Source organism: Arthrobacter sp. 2YAF22_2 (genome assembly GCF_052114645.1).
In the GTDB taxonomy this organism is placed as follows: Bacteria; Actinomycetota; Actinomycetes; order Actinomycetales; family Micrococcaceae; genus Arthrobacter.
Window position 1 is genome coordinate 1 of record NZ_JBFRFD010000039.1, and the last position, 12,386, is coordinate 12,386.

Annotated in this window: 10 protein-coding genes; 8 read left to right on the forward strand and 2 right to left on the reverse strand. The window is 68.3% G+C overall.

The annotated features are described in order from the left end of the window. Positions 1-47: 47 nt before the first annotated feature. Positions 48-2,054: a murein biosynthesis integral membrane protein MurJ gene (murJ, locus tag AB4Y86_RS03150; RefSeq protein ID WP_441399987.1), complete on the reverse strand. Its 2,007-nt coding sequence runs from the start codon at positions 2,052-2,054 to the stop codon at positions 48-50. Positions 2,055-2,156: 102 nt separating this feature from the next. Continuing rightward, positions 2,157-2,705 (reverse strand): NUDIX hydrolase, encoded by a 549-nt coding sequence (locus tag AB4Y86_RS03155; protein ID WP_441399989.1) that lies wholly within the window; start codon positions 2,703-2,705, stop codon positions 2,157-2,159. A gap of 171 nt (positions 2,706-2,876) precedes the next feature. Between AB4Y86_RS03155 and AB4Y86_RS03160 the strand changes: the two genes are divergently transcribed. The 8 genes from AB4Y86_RS03160 to AB4Y86_RS03195 form a co-directional block, all read left to right on the forward strand. Continuing rightward, positions 2,877-4,349, forward strand: a complete 1,473-nt coding sequence (locus AB4Y86_RS03160; RefSeq protein ID WP_441399991.1) for a CCA tRNA nucleotidyltransferase — start codon at positions 2,877-2,879, stop codon at positions 4,347-4,349. Next, positions 4,350-4,934: a histidine phosphatase family protein gene (locus AB4Y86_RS03165; protein ID WP_441399993.1), complete on the forward strand. Its 585-nt coding sequence runs from the start codon at positions 4,350-4,352 to the stop codon at positions 4,932-4,934. A 580-nt stretch (positions 4,935-5,514) separates the two neighbouring features. Continuing rightward, positions 5,515-5,751: a hypothetical protein gene (locus AB4Y86_RS03170; RefSeq protein ID WP_441399995.1), complete on the forward strand. Its 237-nt coding sequence runs from the start codon at positions 5,515-5,517 to the stop codon at positions 5,749-5,751. 264 nt (positions 5,752-6,015) lie between these two features. Beyond that, positions 6,016-7,485 carry a glycosyltransferase family 87 protein gene (locus tag AB4Y86_RS03175; RefSeq protein WP_441399997.1) on the forward strand — a complete coding sequence of 490 codons (1,470 nt, stop codon included), beginning with the start codon at positions 6,016-6,018 and terminating at the stop codon, positions 7,483-7,485. Next, a complete protein-coding gene (locus AB4Y86_RS03180; RefSeq protein ID WP_441399999.1) occupies positions 7,485-8,930 on the forward strand; it encodes a phytoene desaturase family protein in 1,446 nt (481 codons plus the stop codon). Before AB4Y86_RS03175 ends, AB4Y86_RS03180 begins: the two co-directional genes overlap by 1 nt. 116 nt (positions 8,931-9,046) lie before the next feature. Then, on the forward strand, positions 9,047-10,360 hold the full coding sequence (locus AB4Y86_RS03185; protein WP_441400001.1) for a sensor histidine kinase: 1,314 nt from the start codon (positions 9,047-9,049) through the stop codon (positions 10,358-10,360). Beyond that, on the forward strand, positions 10,357-11,013 hold the full coding sequence (locus AB4Y86_RS03190) for a response regulator (RefSeq protein ID WP_441400003.1): 657 nt from the start codon (positions 10,357-10,359) through the stop codon (positions 11,011-11,013). The genes AB4Y86_RS03185 and AB4Y86_RS03190 overlap by 4 nt, the downstream gene beginning before the upstream one ends. 73 nt (positions 11,014-11,086) lie before the next feature. Beyond that, a partial coding sequence (locus AB4Y86_RS03195; RefSeq protein ID WP_441400005.1) for an NTF2-like N-terminal transpeptidase domain-containing protein occupies positions 11,087-12,386 on the forward strand: 1,300 nt, incomplete at its 3' end.

Below are 12,386 nucleotides of genomic sequence, written 5' to 3' on the forward strand. Positions count from 1 at the left end.
TGCAGTGTCCGCGCCGTGTGATCCCGGTGACCGGAAGCAGAAGCACTTCATTTTTTCTTCCGCCGGCCGAACGGGAAGTATGGGTTGTGGCCGGCCTGGCCCTGGTAGGTCCGCCGGCCAGGCAGGGGAATCTCGGCCCGTCCCTGGCTGCCCTGGGCGGTGCTCGGCAGCTCTTCTTCGGGGAGGTAGCCGCCGTCGACTCCCCAGTCCGCGGCGTCCTCGCCACGCAGTTCCGGGCCGGCACGGAAGGAAGCGGCGTCGAACTCGCCGGAGATCCTGGGGATCAGACCGGTATCCACCGAAGTGGTAGCGCGTGCCGGGGCCTCAGCAGGAGCGGGCCGCAGTCTGCCCAGCAAGGGCTGCAGCAGATCCCGCAGTTCCGTGACCCGGAGGACCTTCAAGAGGACGAGGTAGACGGCGAGCATTACCGGCCCGACGACGACGACCGTCACCAGGGCCGCCGGTCGGCTGCTCCAGGCGAAGCCATCGGCCTTGTAGCTGCCCATGAGCCACAGTGCACCGGCGCCGGCCAACGCCGAGCCGAGCGCCGCGTAGCCCATCCGGATGTATGAGCTGGCCACGCGCGGGCCGTCCAGGTGCCCGAGGAGCCGGCGCAGGAAGGTCGCACTGACCACGACGGAAAGGATGTTCCCGCCGGTGTAGAGCAGGGCGATGGCGAAAATGATCCGGTCGAAGGGCAGGAATTGGATGAAGAAGGCCGCCACGACATTGACGATGGCGAGCACCAGCTGGATGAAGAACGGTGTTCGGGCATCCTCGTTGGCGTAGAAGACCCTGGACATCATGAAGTTGGCGCTCATGAACGGGGTGCTGAGGGCCAGGATGGTGAGCGTCTGGGCCAGCATGACGCCGTCCTGCCGGTTTTCGCCCGAGAAGAACATGCCCAGCGGGCCCGCGAGGGCGAAGAGYGCCAGGGCCCCGAAAACCGTGGCGACGGCCATGGTGCGCAGGCCGTGCGACAGCGCCCGCCGCAGCTCGGCCCGGTTGCCGTCCTGGGAGGCGCGGGTCATCCGGTTGAACAGGACCGTGGCGAGCGAGAGCGCAATGATGGAATGCGGGAGCAGGTAGAGCTGGCTGGCGACCTCCAGCACGGCGTTGCCGGGTAGCGTTGCCGCTGCGGCGTGGTCCCCCGCTCGCTCAAGCCGGAGGCGCTCGGCCCCCGGGATCGTGGCGATGCGCATGACGTAGAGGAACGCCAGCTGCCCGACGGCGGCGGTGGCCAGCGTCCACACGCTCAACCTTGCGGCCTGCCCCAGACCCACGCCGCGCCAGCCAAAGCGCGGCCGGAGGCCCAGCCGCAGCCGCAGGACGGGGATCAGCAGGATGGCGGTCTGCGCGACCACACCGATCGTCGAGAACCCTGCGACCAGCAAGGTCTGGAAGGGCCCCCAGTTGTCCAGCGTGTGCGGGTTGCTGGCGTTTGCGCCCAGAATCCAGATGAACATGCCCAGTCCGGCGATCGCGACAATATTGTTCAGGATCGGCGCCCACATGGCGGGGCCGAAGGCGCCGTTGGCGTTCAGGACCTGGGTGAGCAGGGCGTACAGGCCGTAGAAGAAAATCTGCGGCAGACACCAGAACGCAAAGGACACGGCCAGCGATTTCTGCTGCGGTGAGTAGCCCTGCGTGGTCAGTTCGATCACCCAGGGGGCCAGAAGCGTGACCAGCAGCGTCAGCGAGAGCAGCACCACAACGGCCAGCGTCAGCAGCCGGCTGATGTAGTCGGCGCCGCGGTCCGGACCCTTGCTGGCCTTGATGATCTGGGGCACCAGGACGGCGTTGAACACCCCGCCGGCCACCAGCAGGAAGATCAGGTTCGGCAGGTTGTTGGCGTTGATGAACGTGTCGGTCACGGTGGAACCGAGACCCAAGGCCGCTGCCAACATCCAGGTCTTCCCGAAACCCAGGAAGCGCGAAACCAGGGTTCCGGCAGCCATCACGGCGCTGGAACGTGCCTCGCTGGGTTGGGCCGCCGGGGCGGCGGCGGCCCCGGCGGGGGCTGGCTTTTCTGGGGAGGGCGTGGCGGCAGACATTGTCTTCATCGTCTCACCCGGGCGCGCCTTTGTGCGCAATCCGGCCGCCGGTACGGCGCGGGTCCCGGCCGGACCGGCGTCCCGGCGCCGTAGGCGGCAGACTCAGCGGTGTTCGGGCAGGACTTCCCGGGCGAGGTCCGCGATGCGGCGCTCATTAGGGAAGGAGAGCTTGCGGGCCAGTTCGTGGATGGGAACCCAGGCGACATCCACGGCCTCGTGGTCCGGGTCGTTTTCGATGGTCAGGTCCCCGCCGGTGGACTGCAGGAGATAGTGGTGGACGGTCTTGTGGACCCGGTGTCCGCTGACGGTAAACCAGTAGTCGATGCTGCCCAGCGGCGCCAGGATCTTGCCCTCGATCCCGGTTTCTTCCGCGATTTCACGGACCGCGGCTTCCTCATTGCTTTCCTTGCCTTCCGGATGGCCCTTCGGCAGGCACCATTCGAGGCGGCCGCCCCGGTTGAGGCGGGCAATGATCGCAACCCGCAGCTCGGCGTCGGACGTGTCCACCACGACGCCGCCGGCGGAGATTTCCTCCACGGTCGGCAGCGAACCCTGGCCCGGGTGCTGGGCCGGCGCGACATTGGCACCGATTGCCGAGGGCAACGGTGCGTTTGTCCTCCTGCCGGGAGCGCTCGGTACGGGATGGGCCATAAAGTCCACTCTAACTACAGTTGCCCTGACTTGATGACCTAAACATGACAGGAAAGTGGCCGGCGGAAAACCGGATTGGCGCCCCTGCCGCCAAGGGCCGCGGACCGGCGGGGGATCCCGGACGGTTCCCGGTGTGGCGCTGGCCGGGAATTCTGACAAGCTTAAGAGACTATGGCGCACCCACATCAGCAGACTGACCCCCACACCGTCGACTTCCAGGTAGATCCGGTGGTCCTTGAGCTGGGGCAGCGCTTTGTCGACGCCGGGCATGAACTTTCCCTGGTGGGCGGACCCGTGCGTGACTTGTTCCTGGGCCGGGTTTCGCCGGACCTGGACTTCACCACCGACGCGACGCCCGACCAGACGGTCGCGCTGATCAAGAAGTGGGCGGACACCTACTGGGAGATCGGGCGCGCCTTCGGAACGATCGGCATGCGCAAGGCCGGGTTCCAAATTGAGGTCACGACGTACCGCGCCGAGGCGTACGATCCGGAGTCGCGCAAACCGGTGGTGGCGTTCGGAGCGTCACTCACCGATGACCTGCTGCGGCGGGACTTCACCATCAACGCCATGGCGCTGCGGCTGCCGACGATGGAACTGGTGGACCCCTTTGGCGGGGTCCGGGACCTGCACTCCTCCACGCTGGCCACGCCAGGCTCGCCGGAAGACTCCTTTTCCGATGACCCGCTGCGGATGATGCGCGCCGCCCGCTTCGCGGCCCAGCTGGGCGTGACGGTTCACCCGGACGTTCGGCAGGCGATGGCCAGCATGGCCGAGCGGATCAAGATCATCTCCGCGGAGCGGGTGCGCGACGAGCTGGTCAAGATCATCTGCGCCGACCGGCCCCGCACCGGTGTGGACCTGCTGGTGGAGACCGGCTTGGCGGAGTTCGTGCTGCCCGAAGTCTCGGCCCTGCGTCTCGAGTCCGACGAGCACCACCGCCACAAGGACGTGTACCAGCACTCGCTGCAGGTCCTGGAGCAGGCCGCGGCACTCGAATCCGGTGCCGACGGCCCCGTGCCCGGCCCGGACTTTGTGTTGCGTTTCGCCGCCCTCATGCACGACGTCGGTAAGCCCGCCACGCGCCGCTTCGAGGCCGGCGGCGCGGTGAGCTTCCGTCACCATGACATGGTGGGGTCCAAGCTCACATCGAAACGGATGAAGGCGCTCCGTTTCGATAATGACACCATCAAGGCCGTGGCCCGCCTGGTGGAGCTGCACATGCGCTTCTACGGCTACGGCGAGGCAGGCTGGAGCGATTCAGCCGTCCGGCGCTACGTCACCGACGCCGGGCCGCTCTTGGAGCGCCTGCACCGTCTGACCCGGTCGGATGTGACCACCCGCAACCAGCGCAAGGCCGAGCGGCTCGCCTTCGCCTATGACGACCTTGAAGCGCGCATCGCCGCCCTCCGCGAGCAGGAATCCCTCGACGCCGTCCGTCCCGACCTCGACGGCGGCCGGATCATGGCGCTGCTGGGAATCAAGCCGGGCCCCGTGGTGGGCCGGGCCTACAAATTCCTGCTGGAGGAGCGGATGGAACACGGCCCGCTGGAGTCCGCCGTGGCCGAAGCCAAGCTGCACGAATGGTGGGCGGCGCAGCCCGAGGCTGCCGCCGCCGATTTGTCCCCAACTGAGGAGCCCTAAGTGATTGCACCGTCCAACCCGCCCCGCCCGCAGCTTTGGATCCTGCGCCATGGTGAAACGGAATGGTCCAAGAGTGGGCAGTACACCGGCCTCACCGACCTCCCGCTCACGGTGGAAGGCGAGCAGCAGGCCGTCGAGGCGCGGAAGGTGCTCGACGCCGTCGACTTCGACCTGGTGCTGACCTCGCCCCTGCGCCGCGCACGCCGGACTGCCGAGCTGGCAGGTTTCCCCGACGCCCAGCTGGAACCCCTGGCGGTGGAATGGGATTACGGCGACTACGAAGGCATCAGTTCGGATCTGATCCGCAAGGACAACCCCGACTACTTGATCTGGACCCACGGCGTGCCCAACGGGGAGACACTGGACGACGTCGCCGCCCGCGCGGACAAGATCGTCGCCCGGGTGCTGGAATCCGGACTGGACAATGTGCTTATTGTCGCGCACGGCCACTTCTCTCGAATCCTTACCGCACGCTGGCTCGGATTGGCCGCGCATGAGGGCCGGCATTTCGTACTTGGGACCGCGAAAGTTTGCACGCTCGGCTGGGATAAAAAGACCCCCGCCGTCGTGCGCTGGGGTCTATAAACTCTCCCGCAAAAAAGTTTCTCCGAGAATTCTTATGATTTAGTGGTCAAGCGCCGCATTTGTGGTGTATTTTTATTCGTGTCCCCAAGAGCGACTTGCCGGGGACGCGGCGCGCGTCGCCCGGCAGTCAGCCGGAGCCACGGCAGAACAGAAAAGGAGGTTGGGAAAATGAATACTTTGACTAGCGGATGGATGTACACCCTCACCGCCACCCCGGCCTCTGTCGCTGCCCCGCGCCCGAAAGTCGGACTGCCCGCCTGCTAGTTCCTCCGCTGTCGGCCTGACGCCGCAGCAGGAACATGGCCAGGCCGCCCTTGGGACGGCCGGCACGGAAGTCGGACCCAGCGGAACCCTCGCGGTTGCGCAGTAACCCCAGGTGCGCAGCACCCCCATAGTTCGGAACCCAGCTTCTTGTTGGGGCTGCGGCGCCGTTGCGGGCAGGGGCCATTCTTTCGCTTTGCGAAACCACCTCATTAGAGCCGGACTATTCCGCGCCCAATTTCGGGCAGCTTATTTGATTTACAAGGCTCTATTTGTCATGCCCAATTTCTTTCCACTTCTTCAACCAAGAAAGGCAACCGTGACTATCGCAGCGAGTCCAACCGCCGCTTCCGCCGCCCGGCGGGAACCCGCGGAATCAACGTCCCCACCGAGACCCCAGGAGGAGGTGACCACCATGATCCGACGACTGCAGAACATTCGCATCTTCAATCCCAGGCCGGAGCGCAGGGAAAAGACGCAGTTCAACGCCCAACTGCTTGAGCAGCGGCGCGAAGACATCTTCCTCGCCATGCACCGGCTGGGAAACATCCGCTGATGACGTGCCGTCCCGGCCTTAACCCGGCAGGGCCTGCGCCCGTCGAAGGAGGACTTGATGACACTCCGCCAAGCAAATCCGCAAGGAGCCCACGCGGCGGCGCGTGGGCTCCTTGCTTTAACGACCGACCCCCATCAACCACCGTCCTGGCGGCTGGGGTCGCCGCTGCTTTCGCAGCTCCGCTTCGCCTCCGGCATTTCGGCAGCCCCGTTTCCGCGCCGGTCTTGCCGCAGGAGAGCCCGGCCGCCCCGGTAAGCTCGAGTCATGCAGGAGACAGCGCGGCCGGAGCACCGCAAGCGGACCCGACTGGTCGTCCCCAGCCGCAGTGATCTGCTGCTGCGGAACTTCACCGAAGTCATCGGCGGACCGCTGGGCCGCCGCACGGCTCCCGGCATCGTTTCCCCCGGGCTCTTCACCGTGGAACGTGTCCTTGTCCTGCTCACCGTCCTCGCGGCCCTGCTGGGGATTCTGCTGAAGGGCTACTGCCGCAGCAACGGCTGGGAGTCCCCCGGCCAGTTCTATGCCACCTGCTACTCCGACTTCGCCGAACTATTCAAAAACCGCGGCCTGGGCGATGGGGACTTCCCCTTCGTCACCGCGGGGAGCTTCTTCGAGTACCCCGTGCTGATGGGTTTCATCGCCGGCGCCACGGCTCTTCTGGTGCCCGGCGAGGGAGTCAGCAACTCGCGGATCCTGGCCTACTTCGACGTCAACGCCACCTTGGTTGTCGCCGTCTGGATCGTCGCGGTGCTGGCCACCGCCCGCACCGCACGACGCCGGGCCTGGGACGCCGCGATGGTGGCCGTCGCCCCCGGTATTGTCCTCGCCGGCTTCATCAACTGGGACATGTGGGCCGTCGGGCTGCTGGCCCTGGGCATGTACTTCTTCGCGCGGGACAAACTGCTGCTCGCCGGCCTCTTCATCGGCCTTGGCGCCGCGACAAAGCTCTACCCGGTGCTGATCCTCGGCGCCGTCGTGCTGCTGGCCCTCCGCACCGGCAAGATCCGGGCCTTCCTCGTCACTGCCGGCGCGGCCGCGGTGACCTGGCTGGCCGTGAACCTCCCGGCGGCCGCCGGCGACCCGGCCGGCTGGAAGTATTTCTACCAGTTCACCGAGTCGCGGCCGGCGGGGTACAGCTCCCCCTGGTTCGCATACAACCTGGTGGCCGGAAGGCTCGGCTGGAAACCACTGGACGCGGAAACCATCAACGGCCTGGCCCTGAACGTCTTCCTGGCAGCCTGCGTGCTGATAGCGGTCCTGGCCCTCGCGGCGCCGCGCCGCCCCAGGCTGGCCCAACTGGTGTTCCTGATCGTCGCCGCCTTCATCCTCACCAACAAGGTCTACTCGCCGCAGTTCGTGATCTGGCTGATCCCGCTGCTGGCCTTGGCCCGGCCCAGGTGGCGGGACTTCCTGATCTGGCAGGCCATCGAGGGGCTGCACTGGGCCGCCATCTGGATGTACCTGGGCCAGGTGACCAGCGGCGGCCCGACCCAGCACAATATCGACATGCCCTACTACGTGCTGGCAGTCCTGGCGCACATGCTGGCCACCGGCTACCTCATGGCGCGTGTGGTGTGGGACATCTGCGACCCGGGCTACGACGTCATCCGCCGGCACGGCGAGGACGATCCGCACGGCGGCCCGTTTGACCGTGCCGCCGACTGGCTGCGTCTGGACGTCCTGCGCCCTTCCGCGTCCGTGCTGCCGTGGCGGCGCGCCAATGTTGACGCCTGATGCCGGTCCCTGACGTCGCCGTCGTCGGATCGGGCCCCAACGGGTTGGCGGCCGCGGTGACCATGGCGCGGGCGGGGCTGGCAGTGCACCTCTACGAGGCGGCCGACTCGGTGGGCGGCGGTCTCCGGACCGCGGAACTCATCGAGCCCCGGCACTTCCACGACGTGTGCTCCGCGGTGCACCCGATGGCCCTGGCTTCACCGTTCTTCCAGGGCTTCGAGCTGTCCCGACGGGTCCGGCTGGAGGTCCCCGAACTCTCGCACGGGGCACCTCTCGACGGCGGGCGCGCCGCGCTGGGATACCGGTCGCTGGAGCGGACAGTTGAGGCCCTCGGGCGCGACGGCGGCGCTTACCGGCGCCTCATGGCGCCCCTGCTGGACCGTTTGGACGGCGTGGCCGAGGTGGCTCTGGACCAGTTGCTGCGGGTACCGGTGCAGCCGCTGGCGGCCGCGATCTTCGGACTGCGGACCCTCGAACAGGGCACGCGCGCCTGGGGCGTGAGATTCCGGGAAGAGCTGGCTCCCGCGTTGCTTAGCGGGGTCGCCGCGCATGCCGTCGCTCCCCTGCCGACACTGCCCGCGGCCGCCGCCGGACTGCTGCTGGGAGCACTGGGCCACGCCGGCGGCTGGCCGATCCCCATCGGCGGCTCCGCGGCGATCGCCGCGGCGATGGTTGCGGATCTTGAGGCCCACGGCGGGGTGGTGGAGACCGGCGTGCGGATTGGTGCGCTGGCGGAACTGCCCCCGGCCCGGGCCACGCTGCTGGACGTTGCTCCGCCGGCACTGCTCCGGATCGCCGGCAGCCGGCTTCCCCGCCGGTACCGCCGCGCGCTGGAGTCCTTCCGCTTCGGCAACGCCGCCTGCAAGGTCGACTTCATCCTGTCCGGGCCGGTGCCCTGGGCCGCACCGGAACTCGCCGACGCCGGTACCGTCCACGTGGGCGGCACCCGCGCAGAAACCGCCGAGGCGGAGCATCTGGTGGCCGCGGGCCTGCATCCGGAACGGCCCTACGTCCTTGTCTCGCAGCCTTCCCGCTTCGACCCGGACCGCGCCCCCGCCGGCCGGCATATCCTTTGGACTTACTGCCACGTTCCGGCCGGCTCCACGGTGGACATGGGGGGTGCGGTGATGGACCAACTGGAACGCTTCGCGCCGGGCTTCCGGGATCTGGTGGTTGGCTGGCGGGTGACGACTGCAGCCCAGCTGGCGGACTACAACGAGAATTACGTCGGCGGCGACTTCAGCGCGGGAGCGATGGATCTTCGGGGGGTGCTCCGGCGCCCGGTGCTGAGTCCTGTGCCATGGCGGACACCTGTTTCCGGACTGTATCTCTGCTCCTCCTCCACACCGCCGGGGCCGGGAGTGACCGGGATGCCCGGCTTCCACGCGGCCAAACATGCCTTGAAGGACATATTCGGATTGCCGGTCCCGGCGCTAGGTCTTTAGCCGGCCGCCCCAAGCTTCGCGGCCGGTGGGCGCACCCATCAACCAAATGGTTGATTGTGGGCGGCCCGCGCCGCTTTCCGGCCGATCGGGGAAGGTCCCGGCGCTAGGCTGAACCCATGGACGGCAGAGACAGCGTAGCGGGGAGCGAGTCCGCCAGCGCCGCCTTGGTCCTGCGGGTCCTGCGGGTCAGYCTGCACGTGGGATTTGCCGTGCTGTTGCTCGTGGCGGTGGTCCGCTTGCTGGCCGCGGGGGTCCACGGCGTGGCCTGGCTCCGCTTGGCCGTTGCCCTGTGCCTCGCGGGCGTCTACCTGGCTGGCACTGTCCTGGAGAAACGCCATTCGGCCCGGCCCGACCGCTTCAACCCCGGCCCCTACGCCGGGTCGTGGCTGGCCGCCGTGTGCCTGCTCTGGCTGCTGCTGGTCTCGGGCAGCGCGGACTTCGTCTGGCTCGCCTTCCCGCTGTTCTTCCTGCAACTGCACGTGCTGCCCCGGGGGCCGGCGTTGGCTGCGATTGCCGCCAGCACGCTGCTGGTGATCACGGCCCTGTGGTTCCACAACGGCGGCCCGGCCGGGAACCCCCCGCAACTGCCGATGATGCTCGGCCCTGCCCTCGGCGCCGGGTTCGCCGTCGTTACGGGGCTGGCATACCGTGCGCTCTACCGCGAGGCGGAGAACCAGCGGCTGGCCGCCGAAGAGCTCCGCAGCACCCGCGCCGAACTGGCCCGCAGCCAGCGCGACGCCGGGACCGCGGCGGAGCGGACCAGGCTGGCCCGGGAAATCCACGACACCCTGGCCCAGGGGTTCTCCAGCATCGTGTTGATGGGACGCTCGGCCGAGCAAGCGCTGGCCGCCGGGGACACGGAGACGGCCCGCAGCCGGCTCCGGACCGTCCAGGAAACCGCAGCCGCCAACCTGGCCGAGGCCCGCAACTTTGTCCGTGGCCTGCAGTCCCCCGAACTGGAGCGGAGCTCGCTGGTGCACAGCCTGCGCAGGCTGTGCACCCAGACCGAAACGGAGGCGGCCGCCCGGGGCGCCGTCCTGCGCTGCCGCCTCGAAATCGACGGAACCCGCGCGGAGCTGCCCATCCCCTACCGGACCACCCTGCTTAGGGCCGCCCAGGCCAGCCTCGCCAACGTGGTGGCCCACGCGAACGCCGGCACCGCAGTCGTGACCCTGTCCTATTTGGGCACCGAGGTGGCGATGGATATCTTCGACGACGGCACCGGCTTCGACCCCTCGGCGGTGCGGGCCCGGACCGACGGATCAGGCTACGGCCTGAGGGCGTTGCGGGACCGGGTTGCGGCCCTGGCCGGGACCCTCGACGTCGAGTCCGCACCGGCGGAAGGGACCGTGGTGGCCATCCGGCTGCCGCTGGAGGACCTCGCGCCGTCGGCAGCCGGCACCGGCGCGGACCGGAAGGAGGAGCAGTGAATAAGATCCGTGTTCTCCTCGTCGATGACCACCCGGTCGTCAGGGCCGGCCTGCGGGCCATGTTAACGGCTTTCGAGGGCATCGAGGTTGCCGAGGAAGCCGCCGACGGTGCCGCCGCGCTGGCCGCCCTGGCGCGGCTGCACACCTTGGGCGAGCCGGTCGACGTCGTCCTGATGGACCTGCAGATGGGCGCCGGCATGGACGGGGTCACCGCGACCGCGAGGATCAAGGCGGGTCAGGCCGGTACCCCGGCCCCGCCGGTGCTGATTCTCACCACTTTTGATTCCGACGCGGACATCCTCGCCGCAGTGGAGGCCGGCGCCAGCGGCTACATGCTTAAGGACGCGCCGCCGGAGCAAATCCGCGAGGCAGTCCTGGGTGCCGCTGCCGGGCAGACGGCGCTGGCCCCCGAAGTCGCCGCGCGGCTGCTGGGCCGGATCCGCAACCCCCAGCCGGCCTTGTCCAGCCGGGAGATCCAGCTGCTCGAACTGCTCGCCACCGGCCTGGGAAACCGTGCCATCGCCAGGCAGTTGTTCATTTCCGAGGCGACCGTGAAGACGCATCTGGTGCACATTTACGGAAAGCTCGGCGTGGACAACCGCACGGCCGCGATCGCGGTGGCAACCCAGCGGCGGATCATCCGCCGGGGCTGACGCCGGCGCCTGTCACGGCTGTGGGGCCTGCCGTGACACGGGGTAGTCCGCGGTACAGGGCATAATGACGCGAATGGGGAATATTCAAAAGCTCTCACTTGGCCTGGTTGGCCTCATCCTCGGCGCTTCGCTGGTAGCTTGCGACGACGGCCGGACCGGCGCGCAGGACGCCGCGAAGCGGTTCGCGTCCGCGGTTGCCGCACTCGACGTCGGCGCCGTCCCGTTCGACGGGAAGGACTCCGCCGCCGCCAACGAACAGCTCAAGGCGGTGTTCAAGGGGCTGGACCCGGCGAAGCCCGCCGTGGAAACCGGAGAACTGACGCTGGATGCCGGCACCGCGACGGTCCCGCTGAACTACAGCTGGAAGATCGGCGCCGCCGAATGGAAATACACCACCTCCGCGCACTTGAAGAAGTCCGGCGACAAATGGCTGACGGCATGGAATCCGGCGACTTTGGTGCCCGAACTCGCCGAGAACGAGGTCCTCGGTACCTCAACCGAGGCTCCGCAGCGGGCCGAGATCCTGGGCTCCGGCGACGCGAAGCTGGTCACCTACCGGCCGGTGGTTCACGTCGGCATCGACAAGCCGCGGCTGGGATCGGCTGACCCTGCCGCCTCCGCCGCCAAGCTTGCGCAGCTGGTGGGCGCCGACCCCGCCGGGTTCACCCAGCAGGTGCAGGCCGCCGGCCCCGAAGCGTTTGTCGCCGCCATCACCCTGCGCCAGGACGGCCGGACCGTCACGGACGAGCAGATCGCGGCGGTTCCCGGCGCTCGGGCCATCGCCGATTCCCTGCCGCTGGCGCCGACCCGCACCTTCGCCCGCGCACTGCTGGGCACGGCGGCTGAGGCCAGCGCCGAACAGATCGAGAAATCCGGGGGTTCGCTCCAGGCCGGTGACATCACGGGCACCGGTGGTCTGCAGCAGCAGTATGACGCCCAGCTGCGCGGCACCGACGGCGTCCAGGTCTTCGCCCAGACGGCGGGCCTCACCGCGGAACAACGCAAGGCCCAGCTCAACGGCGGCCGCCGCGTCCTCTTCCAGGAAGCGATGAAGCCTGGAACCCCGCTGAAGACCACCTTGGACCCGAGACTTCAGCAACTGGCCGAGGACATCCTGGCCAAGGTAGGCCCGGCATCGGCGATCGTCGCCCTCCGGCCCTCCAGCGGGTCGGTCCTGGCCGCCGCGTCCGGGCCGGGCAGCAACGGCTACGACACGGCCATGCTGGGCCAATACGCCCCGGGATCGATCTTCAAGATCGTTGACTCGCTGGCCATGTTCCGCAACGGCATGACCCCGGATTCCAAGGTGGACTGCCCCGCCACCCTCACGGTGGACGGCCGCACCTTCAAAAACGCCGAGGGCTATCCGGCGT